The organism is Streptomyces sp. NPDC048603, assembly GCF_043199475.1.
Taxonomy (GTDB): domain Bacteria; phylum Actinomycetota; class Actinomycetes; order Streptomycetales; family Streptomycetaceae; genus Streptomyces.
This window is the reverse complement of record NZ_JBICVY010000023.1, coordinates 55,074-68,261: the sequence shown is the minus strand read 5'-3', so window position 1 is coordinate 68,261 and position 13,188 is coordinate 55,074. Positions and strand designations below refer to the sequence as shown.

The 13,188-nt window shown below is 71.1% G+C and carries 13 protein-coding genes; 5 read left to right on the top strand and 8 right to left on the bottom strand.

Translation table 11 applies throughout. The features are described 5' to 3' along the window. Positions 1-57: 57 nt before the first annotated feature. Entirely contained in the window at positions 58-438 is a 381-nt protein-coding gene (locus ACGFQ9_RS36825; RefSeq protein ID WP_393580170.1) for an ATP-binding protein, read from the top strand. A gap of 110 nt (positions 439-548) precedes the next feature. Beyond that, positions 549-728, top strand: a complete 180-nt coding sequence (locus tag ACGFQ9_RS36820) for a hypothetical protein (protein ID WP_393580121.1) — start codon at positions 549-551, stop codon at positions 726-728. A 13-nt stretch (positions 729-741) separates the two neighbouring features. Here the strand turns inward: ACGFQ9_RS36820 and ACGFQ9_RS36815 are convergent, their stop codons facing one another. The 3 genes from ACGFQ9_RS36815 to ACGFQ9_RS36805 all read right to left on the bottom strand — a co-directional run bounded on the left by ACGFQ9_RS36815 (position 742) and on the right by ACGFQ9_RS36805 (position 2,982). Next, positions 742-1,032: a hypothetical protein gene (locus tag ACGFQ9_RS36815; protein ID WP_393580119.1), complete on the bottom strand. Its 291-nt coding sequence runs from the start codon at positions 1,030-1,032 to the stop codon at positions 742-744. Next, complete coding sequence (locus ACGFQ9_RS36810; protein ID WP_393580118.1) at positions 1,029-1,373, bottom strand: DUF6247 family protein; 345 nt, start codon at positions 1,371-1,373, stop codon at positions 1,029-1,031. The genes ACGFQ9_RS36815 and ACGFQ9_RS36810 overlap by 4 nt, the downstream gene beginning before the upstream one ends. Positions 1,374-1,479: 106 nt before the next feature. Further along, entirely contained in the window at positions 1,480-2,982 is a 1,503-nt protein-coding gene (locus ACGFQ9_RS36805; protein ID WP_393580116.1) for a hypothetical protein, read from the bottom strand. A 214-nt stretch (positions 2,983-3,196) separates the two neighbouring features. Between ACGFQ9_RS36805 and ACGFQ9_RS36800 the strand changes: the two genes are divergently transcribed. Next, entirely contained in the window at positions 3,197-3,439 is a 243-nt protein-coding gene (locus ACGFQ9_RS36800) for a type II toxin-antitoxin system VapB family antitoxin (protein ID WP_393580115.1), read from the top strand. Next, on the top strand, positions 3,436-3,840 hold the full coding sequence (locus ACGFQ9_RS36795; RefSeq protein WP_393580113.1) for a PIN domain nuclease: 405 nt from the start codon (positions 3,436-3,438) through the stop codon (positions 3,838-3,840). The genes ACGFQ9_RS36800 and ACGFQ9_RS36795 overlap by 4 nt, the downstream gene beginning before the upstream one ends. 1,523 nt (positions 3,841-5,363) lie before the next feature. On the opposite strand, the gene argS is transcribed toward ACGFQ9_RS36795, so the two are convergent. Then, a complete protein-coding gene (gene argS / locus ACGFQ9_RS36790) occupies positions 5,364-7,139 on the bottom strand; it encodes an arginine--tRNA ligase (protein ID WP_393580111.1) in 1,776 nt (591 codons plus the stop codon). A gap of 248 nt (positions 7,140-7,387) precedes the next feature. On the opposite strand from argS, the gene lysS reads away from it, so the two are divergent. Further along, positions 7,388-9,121: a lysine--tRNA ligase gene (lysS, locus tag ACGFQ9_RS36785; RefSeq protein ID WP_393580109.1), complete on the top strand. Its 1,734-nt coding sequence runs from the start codon at positions 7,388-7,390 to the stop codon at positions 9,119-9,121. A 124-nt stretch (positions 9,122-9,245) separates the two neighbouring features. Here lysS and ACGFQ9_RS36780 read toward each other — a convergent pair whose 3' ends face one another. The 4 genes from ACGFQ9_RS36780 to ACGFQ9_RS36765 all read right to left on the bottom strand — a co-directional run bounded on the left by ACGFQ9_RS36780 (position 9,246) and on the right by ACGFQ9_RS36765 (position 13,111). Continuing rightward, positions 9,246-9,440, bottom strand: coding sequence for a DUF1918 domain-containing protein (locus tag ACGFQ9_RS36780; protein WP_393580107.1), 195 nt, complete (start codon positions 9,438-9,440; stop codon positions 9,246-9,248). A gap of 175 nt (positions 9,441-9,615) precedes the next feature. Continuing rightward, positions 9,616-11,262 carry a DUF2637 domain-containing protein gene (locus ACGFQ9_RS36775; protein WP_393580105.1) on the bottom strand — a complete coding sequence of 549 codons (1,647 nt, stop codon included), beginning with the start codon at positions 11,260-11,262 and terminating at the stop codon, positions 9,616-9,618. Between the two features lie 69 nt (positions 11,263-11,331). Then, positions 11,332-12,093, bottom strand: coding sequence for a DUF3558 domain-containing protein (locus ACGFQ9_RS36770; protein ID WP_393580103.1), 762 nt, complete (start codon positions 12,091-12,093; stop codon positions 11,332-11,334). Between the two features lie 100 nt (positions 12,094-12,193). Beyond that, positions 12,194-13,111, bottom strand: coding sequence for a DUF3558 domain-containing protein (locus ACGFQ9_RS36765; protein ID WP_393580101.1), 918 nt, complete (start codon positions 13,109-13,111; stop codon positions 12,194-12,196). Between the last annotated feature and the right edge of the window lie 77 nt (positions 13,112-13,188).

Sequence of the window (13,188 nt, the reverse complement as noted above, 5' to 3'; positions counted from 1 at the left end):
TACGGGTCGGCCCACTGCACGACGCTAGTGACGGAACGCGACGATCCGGTCGTGAACCTGCGAACCGAACCCGCATTGATGAGGGAGCGGCTGTTCCCGCGCTGCCGTCAGACCGTCCGTTCCGCAAGGGAGTTCACCGCCGAGACGCTCGACGCGTGGGACAGGACCGCCCGCCTGGACGACGTGTTGCTCTGCGTGAGCGAACTGGCCACGAACGCCCTCCGGCACGGCGTCCCTCCGGGCCGTGGCTACCGCGTACGGCTGCTCGCGTACGAGGACGGCGGCGTACGGGTGGAGGTCCACGACAGCGGTCCGGGACTGTCCAGGATCCGCCTCGGGGGCGGTCGCGGGCTGGCGATCGTGGCGGCGGTGGCGGACCGCTGGGGAGCGGTGCCGAGGTCGCCGGGGAAGGCGGTGTGGTGCGAGACCGACCGCTGACGCGATGCGGCAGGCAGGGGGGCGTGCAGCGGCGCGCACCTGGCGCACGGCCCTGCGGATGCTTCGGCGGGGGTCTGGCAGAACGCTTTCAGCAGGATCACGCTAGGAGGATGGCCACTCTCCACGTGCACGGTCTGTCCGTCGATGTGCTCGCCGCGCTGAAGGCGCGAGCCGCGCGGAACCGCCAGTCCCTGCAGACGTATGTCCGTACCCTGCTGGAGCAGGAGGCGGATCCCGGCGAGATCGACCTGAGCACCATCGCCCGCAGCGACGCCGACCGGTCGGGGTGATCCATCGCAGGCATCACTGCCAGAAGATCTCCTCGACCACGATCTGCGGCTCCGCCACCCGTGGCAGGAACACGAACCGCAACCAGCCCCGGTTGCTGTCGAAGTACGAGATGTGAGGGCCTCTCGGGGCGGTGGAACGGGCGGGCTCCACGTGGTCGCCCCGATAGGGATGGCGGGCGGTCAGCAATTCGAAGACGGCTTCCCGCAGCGCTTCACGCGGACCGTCGGCGAGGCTGAGCCGGTACTTTTCTGCGTCCTGGGTGTAGTCCACGGCCCACGGCGGCCCGGTGAACTCCTCGCTCACTCGCCGGGCTCCAGGTCGCGCAGTTCGTGGCGGATGCGGGACGCTTCGTCGAGGAGCTTGCGAGCGGCTTCGGCGTCGGTGGCCTCGGCGGCGCGGGCTTCGAGGTCGGTGACCCGGCGATCGAGTTCGGGATCGCGGGCCAAGGCGTACTCGCCCCACCAGCGGGCCATGAACGCGGGGACCGGCCCGATGTCGTAGGCGTCGGCGATCTGTCGCCGCCATGCGGCATCGAAGTCGGGCAGAAGCGTCGGCGTGTGGGCCGCCATGGCGGCGCGCAGTGCCTTCGGCGTGTACTCCGGCATCGGTGGCACCGGACCGGGAGCGGGCGTTGCGGACGTCATTTCCAGGGCCTCCTGGGATCGGACGTCTCCCACGATAGTTGCCCGCCTGCCGCGTGAGGGGGGAACGGGAGGCCCCGCCATCCGGGTGGGTGGCGGGGCCGGCGGGTCAGGCCGTGGTGCGGCGGCGGTGGCGGCCGGTGCCGGCGACCAGGGCTACGCCGAGCGCGACGGCGATGCCCGCGCCCCCGAGGGCCCAGCTGGTGGCCGGGTCGGCGCCGGTGGCGGCGAGCTCGCCGCCGTTGTCGTCGTTCGTGTCGGGGCCGCCGCCGTTGGGAACGGGGTCGTTGCCGTCGGTGTCGGTGTCGGTGTCGGTGTCGGTGTCCGGGTCCGGGTTGGGCTGCGGGTCCGGGGTGATGTCCGTGCCCGCGGCGAGGAGCTTCGACAGCACGCCCTTCGAGCGGGACTGCACCCAGGTGTCGGAGTCCTTGCCCTCCGCGAAGCCGAACGCGCGGAAGGTCAGGTCACCGGGCTTGCTGCTCGCGGCGAACTTGATCCGGACCTGGACGTCGAACGACTTGCCCGCCGGTATCGCGCCGCCGGCCAGGTCGATGCCGAAGAAGTAGCCCTCGAACTCGGAACGGACCTCGGCCTTGTGCCAGCCCTTCTTGCCCTGCTTGTCGGTGCTGAAGACCTCGACGGAGAGCTGCGAGGGCTTCATCCGGACCCAGTCCGGGCGGGCGATGACGAGGCCGGCGTCGAAGCGCTTGAGCGCGTCCTTGCCGGAGTTGTCGATGCGGACCGAGAGGTTCGTCCAGCCGCCGCCCGCGACGATCCCGTCCGGGACGCCGTTGACGGTGAGCTCGGGACCTTCGACGACCGTCGGACCCTCGGGTTCTCCCTCGGCACCCGCGATCCGGGTGTCGTACCAGGAGGCCGGGGAGTGGTTGGTCTTGCCGCCGTTGCGGCTGGTGCCGTCGGTGTAGAGCTGGAACTGCTCCACGGGGATGTCGGCGGTGAACCTGATCCGCACGTCGACCGTGTAGACCTGGTTCGCCGCGACGGAGGCGGTGGTGCCCAGCGGGTACTGGAAGCCCGGCCCCATCTCCTCGCTGGTGACTGCCTTGACCGGCGTCCAGCTGCCGTCCTTGGTGAGCCGCTCGACCTTGACCTGGGAGGGCTTGAACGTGCCCTCCCACTGCATGATGTTCAGGCTCGGCGTGAACTTGGGCACGGCGATGTGGCCGCCGTTGTCGACCTCGACGGTCAGCCGGGTCCAGTCCCCGCCGGGCTTGAACCCTCCCTTGGGGATGCCCCGGACAGAGACCTCCGGGCCCATGATCATGCCCTCGTCGGAGACGTCCGGGTGGTCCTCGGCGTCGAGGTGTTCCTTCTCGGGCTTCTCCGCCTTGGGCGCGGTCTTCGCGCCGGGCTTCTGGGCGGCGGGCTTCTCCGCCGCCGGGACCTCCGGCTTCGCCGGGGTCTCGGGCTTGGCGGGGGTCTCCTTCGCCGGAGCCTCCGGCTCGGTGCCCTCACCCGCGGTGTCGTCCTGCGGGGCCGCGTCCGGAACGACGACGGCCGGCTGGTCGGCCGCCATCGCGGGTGCGGACATGAGGACCGTCGGACCGGCCACGGCAGCCGCGGCCACCAGGGCCACGCGCTTGAGCTTCACTTGTTCCCTCCCATTACGTGCATCACTGCGGGCACACAGGCCCGCCCCACCCCAATGTTTTGAACGCGATCAGATTATGCGGAGGGGGCGGTACCGGATAGGGGTCCCCTGATCACGAATTACGAACGGACGTTGGGTGAGTGCCGCAGACGGGGAAGCGGGAGTCGAGATATCCTTTTCGGGAATCGTATATACGTGGAGGTTGGAGGCGGCCGTGACCAGAACCGTGATCGATCTGGACGACGAAGCACTCGCTGAGGCAGCCCGCCATCTCGGGACCACCACGAAGAAGGACACCGTCAACGCTGCCCTTCGAGAGATCGCCGACCGCCGTCGTCGGGCTGCGGCTGTGGAGCGCATGCGCGAGATGGTCGCCAACGGGGAGATCGACTTCGGTCTGATCGGATACGACTCGGACGACTCGCCCGGCACGCAGAAGGGTCCAACCGCTGCGTGAGTGAGAACTTCCTGATCGACACGAGCGCACTCGTGCGCTTCTATCGCGGGCAGGCCGGATCCGAGTGGGATCAGTCGGTGGCTGCCGGACTCGTGGGGCTGTGCGAGCCGGTGAGGCAGGAGTTCCTCCGGGCCGTGGGCGGGCGACCTGCCTACTACGAGGCGGACAGCCTGCTCAGGGAGACGTTCCCGTACTGGACAGCGCGTGACTCGGCGTGGCAGGACACCGCGGCGCTTCAGCGACAGCTCGCGGATGCGGGGGCGCACCAGTGCGCCAGTCCCGTCGACCTGCTCGTCGCCGTGACGGCACAGCACCACCGGTTGACCGTTCTCCACCAGGACGGAGACTTCGAGACGATCGCCAGAGTCACCGGACAGCGAGTGCGCCGCATCCTCGACTGACGGGGTGGGGGTTGTGGGGCTTCCGCCTGGGCGGGACGGTCGGTGGGGCGGGGGTGGGGGTGGGGTGTGCCGGGGCTCCGCTGGGTCGGGAGCGAGAGGGTGCCCGGGGGCTGCCCGTCAGTCCTGATTGTCTTTCCGTGCCGGCCGTCGGCGTCAAGGGCGCGACGTTGTCGCGTCGCCTCCGGCGATGGCCCTTCGGGCCACCCTTGACCCCGACGTCCGTCCCGGAACGACAAGGACTGTCGGGCGGCCCCCGGGGGAACGGCATGGAGGGACCCAGGCCAGCCCGGCGGTGGCGTTGGCGGGTCGGTCAGCGGCTGCCGCTCGGCCAGCCGCCCATCCGGGCGGACGCGGAATCGAAGTCGATCAGATCTGCGCAATCCGGCTCGGCCCACGCGCACCAGATCGCTACGCGCTCCTGACCGATGGCGGGTGCGGGCCGCCGAAGGTCGGACGGCAGCAATGCCACGGACTCCCGTCGGACGGCGGATACGGGCCGCCGGGGGATGAGCGGATGACGCCCACGATCGCTACGCGCTTCCGGCGCCATGGCGGCTGACAGGCCGGTGGGCTCGATGCGCGCAGGCGGCAGATGACGCCATTCACGTGGAGCGGAGGGGGTGGCGTGCAGCGGAACCTCTGGTGTTCCTCAAAATGCGCTTGGGGTGACGGCCGGGTGGGGCATCCCCCTCACACAACCGAACCGAACGGGGGGCTGAAGGCATGGAAGTTCTGGCGTTCTTGGGAGTCGCCTTCGTCGTGATCCTGGTTCAGGCGTTGCGCGGACGCGGCAAGCCTGCGACGAAGCGGCGGCGTTCCATCTCATGGGACATCAGCGACGGCGGTTCGTCGTGCGGCTCCTCCTGCGGAGGTGGAGGCGACTGAAACGGCGGCCCGCCCGCCGCCTGTTCCATCAGGGCCGCTGACGGCCCGCACCCGCCGTCCGGCAGGAGCGCGTAGCGATCGATGGCGGCTTGTGTTCGGCCCCCGGCGGGCCACATCCGCCGAGAAAAGAGAAGCGCGTAGCGATCTGGTGCGCGTGGGCCGAGCTGGATTACGTAGATCTGATCGACTTCGGTCCCGCGTCCGCCCGGACGGGCGGCTGGCCGAGCGGCAGCCGCCGCTCGTGCCGGCCAACGCCACCGCCGGGCTGGCCTGGGTCCCTCCATGCCGTTCCCCCGGGGGCCGCCCGACAGTCCTTGTCGTTCCGGGACGGACGTCGGGGTCAAGGGTGGCCCGAAGGGCCATCGCCGGAGGCGACGCGACAACGTCGCGCCCTTGACGCCGGCGGCCGGCACGGAATGACACTGGGACTGACGGGCAGCCCCCGGGCACCCCCGTGACGCCGACCCAGCGGAGCCCCGGCACACCCCCACCCCCATCCCGCCCCACAGGGATGGCCACCCCCGCCGAAACGCCGGAAGGCCCCCGCAGCACTGCTGCCGGGGCATCCTGCCGTAGCTCATAGCGGCTTCGCCGTAGCTCGTAGCCGCTACGCCGTAGCCGCTACGCCGCGCGCCTCGTCAGAGGCGCTCGGGGGTCCGGATGCCCAGCAGGGACATGCCCTTGCTCAGCGTGCGGGCCGTCAGGTCGATCAGGAACAGGCGGTTCTCCTGCTGCTCCGGGGTGTCCGCCTGGAGCACCGGGCACTGGTCGTAGAACGCGGTGAGGTGCGAGGCCAGCTGGTACAGGTACGCGGCCAGCTTGTGCGGGGCGTACTCGGCCGCCGCGTCCGCGATCAGCTCGCCGAAGCCGTCGAGGTGCAGGCCCATCGCCCGCTCGGCCGGGGCCAGCGGCAGCTCCGGGTGGGCCTTCGGCGCCACCTCGGCCAGCCGGCGCTGGATCGACCGGATACGGGCGTACGCGTACTGGAGGTACACCGACGTGTCGCCGTTCAGCGACACCATCTGGTCCAGGTCGAACTTGTAGTCGCGGGCCGCCGACGTGGACAGGTCGGCGTACTTCACCGCGCCGATGCCCACGTACTGGCCGTTCTCCACGATCTCCTGCTCGGACAGGCCCACCTTCTCGGCCTTGTCGCGGACCACGGCCGTGGCCCGGTCGACCGCCTCGTCCAGCAGGTCCACCAGCCGCACCGTCTCGCCCTCACGGGTCTTGAACGGCTTGCCGTCGGCGCCCAGCACCGTGCCGAACGCCAGCTGGTGGGCGTGGACGTCCTCGTTCAGCCAGCCCGCCCGGCGGGCCGTCTCGAAGACCATCTTGAAGTGCAGGGACTGGCGCGCGTCCACGACGTACACCAGGCTGCTCGCCTTCAGGTTCCCCACCCGGTCGCGGATCGCCGACAGGTCGGTCGCCGCGTAGCCGAAACCACCGTCCGACTTCTGCACGATCAGCGGGGTCGGGTTGCCGTCCGGCCCCTTGACGTCGTCGAAGAACACGCACAGCGCGCCGTTGGAGCGGACGGCCACGCCCGACTCCTCCAGCAGCCGGCAGGTCTCCACCAGCATGTCGTTGTAGCCGGACTCACCGACGATGTCCGGGTCCTGGATGTCCATGTCCAGCTTGTTGAAGACCGAGTAGAAGTAGATCTTCGACTCGTCCACGAACCGCTGCCACAGGGCCAGCGTCTCCTCGTCGCCCGCCTGGAGGTCGACCACCCGGGCGCGGGCACGGGTCTTGAACTCCTCGTCGGAGTCGAACAGCGCCCGCGACGCCTTGTACAGGCGGTTGAGGTTGGACATGGCCTCCTCGCCGGACGCCTCCGCGTCGGTGTCGGCAGCCTTGTGGTCCAGCTCGTGCGGGTGCTCCAGCAGGTACTGGATGAGCATGCCGAACTGGGTGCCCCAGTCGCCGATGTGGTGGCGGCGGACCACCTGCTCGCCCGTGAACTCCAGGATCTCGACCATTGCGGCACCGATCACCGCGGACCGCAGGTGGCCGACGTGCATCTCCTTGGCCACGTTCGGCTGCGCGTAGTCGATCACCGTGGTGCCGGCGTTCTCGTTCACCGGGACGCCGAGGCGGTCGTCCGCGGCGCGCGCCGCGAGGGTCTCGACGATCGCCCGGTCGGCGACCGTGATGTTGAGGAAGCCGGGGCCGGAGACCTCGATCTCCTCGATGACCCCGCCCTTGTCCAGACCCTCGACCACCGTGGTCGCCAGCTCGCGCGGGTTGGCCTTGGCCTTCTTCGCGAGCGCCAGGATGCCGTTGGCCTGGAAGTCGGCCCGGTCGCTTCGTCGCAGCAGCGGGTCGGCAGCACCGGCCTCCGGCAGCGCGGAGACGAGGGCTGCGGCGACACGCTGATTGACGGACGAAGCGAGGGAAGGGACCGAGGCCATGGGCTGCCGTTCCTGTGAGGTCGGTACGCGGGCCCGTGCGCGGGTGTGCACGCGGACCCGGACTTGTTGGTTCTGACGAAAGTCGAGTATCCCACGCGGCGGCCCCCGCCCTCACGGCATAAATGCCGGAGCCCGCGCACGGCGCGCACGGCACAACGCCCGTAAAGAGGGAGCGGGGAGCAACCCCCGACCGGCACCATCCGTCTGGGAGAATGCTTGAAGCAGCATTCGAGATAGAAGGACGTGTCGTGGCTCAGAGCGCCCAGAGCAGCACCGAGACCGACTGGGTCTCCCGTTTCGCGGACGAGGTCATCGCCGAGGCGGAGCGGCGTGCGCCGGGCAAACCTGTCGTCGTCGCGTCCGGTCTCTCCCCCTCCGGACCCATCCACCTGGGCAACCTCCGCGAGGTCATGACCCCGCACCTGGTCGCGGACGAGATCCGCCGCCGCGGTCACGAGGTCCGGCACGTGATCTCCTGGGACGACTACGACCGGTACCGGAAGGTGCCCAAGGGCATCCCCGGCGTCACCGAGGAGTCCCACGCCCGGCACATCGGCCGCCCGCTGACCGCCGTGCCCGCCCCCGAGGGTTCCGAGTACCCGAACTGGGCCGAGCACTTCAAGGCCGCCATGGTCGAGGCGCTGGCCGAACTGGGCGTCGAGTACGACCCGATCAGCCAGACCGAGCAGTACCTGGCGGGTGCGTACCGCGAGCAGATCCTGCACGCGATGAAGCACCGCGGCGACATCGACGCCGTCCTGGCCCAGTACCGCACCAAGCCCAAGGCGGCGAAGAAGTCGCAGAAGCCGGTCGACGAGGCTGAGCTGGAGGCCGCCGAGGGATCCGGCGCCGCGAGCGAGGACGACGGCAGCGCCGAGGGCTCGGAGTACTTCCCGTACAAGCCGTACTGCGGGGCGTGCAACAAGGACTTCACCAAGGTCACCTCGTACGACGCCGAGACGACCGAGATGACCTACGTCTGCACCGAGGACGAGTTCACCGAGACCGTCAAGCTGTCCGAGTTCAACCGCGGCAAGCTGGTCTGGAAGGTCGACTGGCCGATGCGCTGGGCGTACGAAGGCGTGATCTTCGAGCCCTCCGGCGTCGACCACTCCTCGCCGGGCTCCTCCTTCCAGGTCGGCGGGCAGATCGTGCACCTCTTCGGTGCCGAGCAGCCGATCGGCCCGATGTACGCCTTCGTCGGCATCAGCGGCATGGCCAAGATGTCCTCCAGCAAGGGCGGGGTCCCGACCCCGGCCGACGCGCTGAAGATCATGGAGCCGCAGCTGCTGCGCTGGCTGTACGCCCGCCGCAAGCCCAACCAGAGCTTCAAGATCGCCTTCGACCAGGAGATCCAGCGCCTGTACGACGAGTGGGACAAGCTGGAGGCCAAGGTCGCCGACGGCTCCGTGCTGCCCGCCGACGCCGCCGCGCACACCCGCGCCGTCCGCGTCGCCTCGCACGAGCTGCCGCGCACCTCGCGCCCCCTGCCGTACCGCACGCTCGCCTCGGTCGTCGACATCACCGCCGGCCACGACGAGCAGACCCTGCGCATCCTCTCCGACCTGGAGCCGGAGCGTCCGCTGGCCTCCCTCGACGAGGTCCGCCCGCGCCTGGACCGCGCCGAGAACTGGATCACCAGCCAGGTCCCGGCCGACCAGCGCACCCTGGTCCGCGAGGAGCCCGACACCGAGCTGCTCGCCTCGCTCGACACGGAGGGCCGCCGCTCCCTGGAGCTGCTCCTCGAAGGCCTGGACTCGCACTGGTCCCTGGACGGCCTGACCACGCTGGTCTACGGCGTGCCGAAGGTCATGGCGGGCCTGGAGCCCGACGCCAAGCCGACCCCGGAGCTGAAGGTCGCGCAGCGCGAGTTCTTCGCCCTGCTCTACCGCCTGCTGGTGACCCGGGAGACCGGGCCGCGGCTGCCCACGCTGCTGCTGGCGGTGGGCGCGGACCGGGTACGCAAGCTGCTGGCCGCGTAGCGGCTGACGCCGCCGCTCACCGAGACCTGCCGCGCATGAGGGCCCGCACCCGGACGGGGGTGCGGGCCCTCACCGCTTCCGGTGGCGGTCCCGAGCTGCCCGGCAGCTTCCGGAACCGGCCCCGTCAGTCGTTGGCCGCGAACGGGCGGACGACGGTGTCCGGGCCGGGAGACATCACCGTCTCGTGCCCGTCCTCGAACCGCACCCGGTAGGGCGGGCCGCCGTTCGCCCCGAGCACCTCGATGACCTCGGCCGTCCGGTCGTGCTGTCCGACGATCCGGCCGTGCACCAGCAGCCGGTCACCCACGCTTGCCTGCACCTGTCCACCCTCGTTCCCGCGCCTGCCGCGCTCGCCTGTTCGTCCTGCGCCGTCCGGAACGGACTCCCCGGTCCGGTGCGGCGGTATGCGCGGGATCGCCGGAATGGCCGTAGGCCGGAACCGGGTCAGGCGATGCGAACCGGTTCCGGCTCAGGAGATGCGAACCGGTTCCGGCTCAGGCGATGTGCTCGGCCTCGGCCTCGCGCTCGTAGCGGTGGCGCAGCTCGGGCATGATCCGGCGGAGCAGCGAGGAGCTGCGCGGATGGGTGACCCCGTAGCCGTCCGCGAGGTGTATTTCGAGCGCCTCGGGAGTCGGGAAGTTGCCGTGCTCGGCGAGGAAGGTACGGAGCACCTTGTACGCCGCCTCGCCGAACTCCTGCTCGCTGATCGAGGCCGGCTCGTCCTCGGCACGCGGGGCGGGGATGGGCAGCTGCTGCTGCTCGCCCCGCTCGGACCCGGCGGCCGGGACCGGCTGCGGGGCCGCCGTCGTCCCCTCCGGCTCCTCGGCCGGACCGGCCGGCGGCATCACCGGGGTGGGCTCCAGGCCCTCGACGTACTGCGGGTTGTAGCCGCCCTGGTAGCCAGCCTGCGGAGCCTTCGGCCCGGCGAACCATGCGCTGTCGTGGGCGGCGGGCATGGCGGTCGGGTCCACGGCGAACGGCGCGGACTGGTTGTACTGGGCCTGCTGGGCCAGGTGCGCGGCCTGCGCCGCCTGCGCCAGCTGGGCGGCCTGGGCCGCATACGCGGCCAGGGCCTGCGGGTCGACCGCCTGCGGGTCCTGACCGGCCGGGTACGGACCCTGCGGGCCGGTCGGCACGCCCTGCGCCTGCACGCCCTGCACGCCCTGCGCACCCGGGTGCGAGCCCGCTGCCGGCCCCGCCTGGGCGCCGGCCTGGGCGCCCGCCGCAGCTGTGCCCGGACCCTGCGGGCCCTGGTCCGCGCCGGCCTGCGCGGCACCGGCCGGGACGTCCTGACCGTTGCCGCCGGCCCGGCCCGCCTGGCCGGCCTGCCCGCCCTGGCGCTCCGGCTCCTGGCCTTCGGCCACGGCCACGGACACCGCCGCGGCCGTGCCGGCCTCGGCTCCGCCGCCCGACGGGAGGCCCGGACGGGTCGGGGCCGGGGGCAGCAGGACCGGGTCGATGCCGGCCGCCGCCAGACCCTCCGGCGCGGTCTGCGACAGCGGGACGCCGATCCGGGCGAGCCGCAGCGGCATCAGCGCCTCCACCGGGGCCTTCCGGCGCCAGGCCCGCCCGTAACGGGCCTGGAGACGGGCCTGGTAGATCAGCCGGTCCTGCTCCATGCCGACCGCCTGCTCGTACGAGCGCAGCTCCCACAGCTTCATCCGGCGCCAGAGCTTGAAGGTGGGGACGGGGGACAGGATCCACCGGGTGATCCGGACGCCCTCCATGTGCCGGTCCGCGGTGATGTCCGCGATCCGGCCCACCGCGTGCCGCGCCGCCTCCACGGTGACCACGAACAGCACCGGGATGACGGCGTGCATGCCGACGCCCAGCGGGTCCGGCCACGCCGCCGCGCCGTTGAACGCGATGGTGGCGATCGTCAGCAGCCAGGCGGTCTGGCGCAGCAGCGGGAACGGGATCCGGATCCACGTCAGCAACAGGTCCAGCGCGAGCAGCACACAGATGCCCGCGTCGATGCCGATCGGGAAGACCAGCGAGAAGTTGCCGAAGCCCTTCTTCATCGCCAGCTCGCGGACCGCCGCGTACGAACCCGCGAAGCCGATTCCCGCGATGACGACCGCACCTGCGATCACCACACCGATGAGTATTCGGTGGGTCCGAGTCAGTTGCATCGCGGCCACCCGCGATCCCCTTCCCTATCCGCTGTAACGAGCTCTGGCAGGGGCCAGAGTACGGGTGACCTCCCGGAGTTACTGCTGGGGCTGCTGGTTCGTGCTGCCGATCGTGCCCACGGCCTCCTTCGCCGCGGTGATCGCGCCCTCCAGCAGCTTCGCGTGCTCGGGAGCCTTCGCGCCCTCGTAGGAGGCGCCGTTGTAGTCGAGACTGATCACGACGTTCTGGGTGCGCGCCACCACGGTGGTGTTGAAGAAGTCCACTCCGTCCTTCTTCGTGGTGTAGATGATGCTCGTGGCCTGGTCGCCGACACCGCCGGCGTCCTCCGCCTTGACGTTCTCCGCGCCCTGCGCCGCCTTCGCCGCCTCGACCTGCTTGGCGTACTGCTCCTCGGCGCGCTTGTTGCCGCTGCCGAGGGTGGCCTGCGAGTCGTAGCGGACCAGCGAGACCGCGAGCCAGCGGTAGTCCGAGCCCTTCAGGCCGTCCTCGTCGAGGCCGTTCCAGGAGCAGCCGCCGCGGCTGGCCAGGTCGTTCGACTTGGTCGCCGTGCCGTTCTTGTCCTTGACCGAGACGACCAGGGTCTCGATGGTCTTCGCCTGGACCACCTTGCAGGGCTCGGGCAGCTTGTCGAACGCCGCCTTCTCCAGCGTCGGCGCGGCGGAGGGCTTGGCACCGCCGTCGGGACCGGCGGAGGAGGAAGCGGACGAACCGGACTTCTTCTTCTCGTCGCCGGAGCCCGAACCCTTGCCGGAGTCGGAGGAACACCCGGCCACGGTGAGGATCACCGGGACGGCTGCGCAGGCGAGAACGCGGGTGAGGCGCGAGGCTGATCGGTGCATGTTTCCTTCAATGACTCGTCGGCGGGACTCCGCAACGGTAGCCCGACCGGGTGATGGACTGCTGTGCGCGCCGTCACGCCGGGGGGTGCCGAAGGGGGCGTCAGTCGCTGAACCGGTCCGCCAGTGCATCCGCCAACTCACGTGCCAGTTCCTGGAGTTCCTCGCTCGACGGGACCGCGCCGGGGGTCGTCGGCTGGACGCTGTAGTCGACCGTGGCGATGACGTTCGCGGTACGGAAAACGATCCGGACGGTGCGGGACTGCGGTGCGGTGGCGCCCGCGGCCGGGGCGAGCCGGTCGTCCAGGAAGGCCTCGCTGGCGAGGTCGTCGAGGCGGCGCGAGCCGGGAGCGGAGGGCGCGCCGGGGGAGGGCGTGCCGGCGGTGCCGGGGGTGGTTCCGGTGCCCGTGCCGGGGGGCGCGGCCGGGGCGGTGCCCGACGGGGGGGTCGGGGACGGAGCACCGGGAGTCCTGGCGGCCGACGCAGAGGCTGACGGTGCCGAGGTCCCCGGCGTGGTGGTCCCCGGCGTGGTGGTCCCGGGCGTCGAGGTTCCCGGCGTCGGCGTGGAGGCGGCGGGCAGGCCGGCTCCGACGAGCTGGCGCTCGTACACCTGGTGCGCCTTGTCGTCGTCGCTGTGGGCGGCGCGGTCATAGGAGACGACGCGCTCGAAGCCGACGAACAGCAGCCGGGTGCTGTCGGCGTCCTCCGCCTTCCAGCGGCAGCCGACGCGCCGGTCGCTGTCGTAGGAGGTGTCGGCCACTCCGGCGTAGAGCTGGTCCTTCTCCTGCTGGGTGAGGGTGGGGGCGGTGGGCAGCATGGCCTTCAGGCGCTTGGTGTCGACGGCCTTGCAGGGCATCGGCAGCATCCGGTACTTGCCGGGCGGCGCGGCCGCCGGGGCCTTGGCGCCGCCCTTGGCGTCCCCGTCACGGGACCGGTCCCCGCCGTCCCCGGTGCACCCGGCGGTGAGCAGGGTGAGCATCGCGATGCCCGGCAGGGCCAGCCGTACTGCCTTGCGCTGCACGTCCTGTGGCTCCCTCGGTCGGAAAATCCGTTGCCGCGGTGTGGCGGCGGCTGGACACAATGTCTACCGCACGCGCT

Coding starts and splice junctions, on each gene's coding strand:
- ACGFQ9_RS36810 (WP_393580118.1), bottom strand. CDS start 1,373: ATGACGTCCGCAACGCCCGCTCCCGGTCCGGTGCCACCGATGCCGGAG.
- argS (WP_393580111.1), bottom strand. CDS start 7,139: ATGGCCTCGGTCCCTTCCCTCGCTTCGTCCGTCAATCAGCGTGTCGCC.
- ACGFQ9_RS36770 (WP_393580103.1), bottom strand. CDS start 12,093: ATGCACCGATCAGCCTCGCGCCTCACCCGCGTTCTCGCCTGCGCAGCC.
- ACGFQ9_RS36820 (WP_393580121.1), top strand. CDS start 549: ATGGCCACTCTCCACGTGCACGGTCTGTCCGTCGATGTGCTCGCCGCG.